The 279-nt window shown below is 52.3% G+C and carries 1 rRNA gene; it reads right to left on the minus strand.

Annotated elements, in window-relative coordinates:
• Positions 1-279: ribosomal RNA gene (locus C3B52_RS35980) — 23S ribosomal RNA — on the minus strand; the annotation flags it as partial.

Raw genomic sequence — 279 nt, forward strand, 5'->3', positions numbered from 1 at the left:
TTCGGGTCTACGACAACGTACTTGCGCCCTATTCAGACTCGCTTTCGCTGCGGCTCCGTCTCTTCAACTTAACCTCGCACGCTATCGTAACTCGCCGGTTCATTCTACAAAAGGCACGCCGTCACCCGTGCGGCAAACAAGTTTGCTGCATAGGGCTCCGACTATTTGTAAGCACACGGTTTCAGGTACTATTTCACTCCCCTCCCGGGGTGCTTTTCACCTTTCCCTCACGGTACTGGTTCACTATCGGTCGCTAGGTAGTATTTAGCCTTAGCAGAT

This window comes from Brevibacillus reuszeri (assembly GCF_002897295.1).
Lineage (GTDB): Bacteria > Bacillota > Bacilli > Brevibacillales > Brevibacillaceae > Brevibacillus > Brevibacillus reuszeri_A.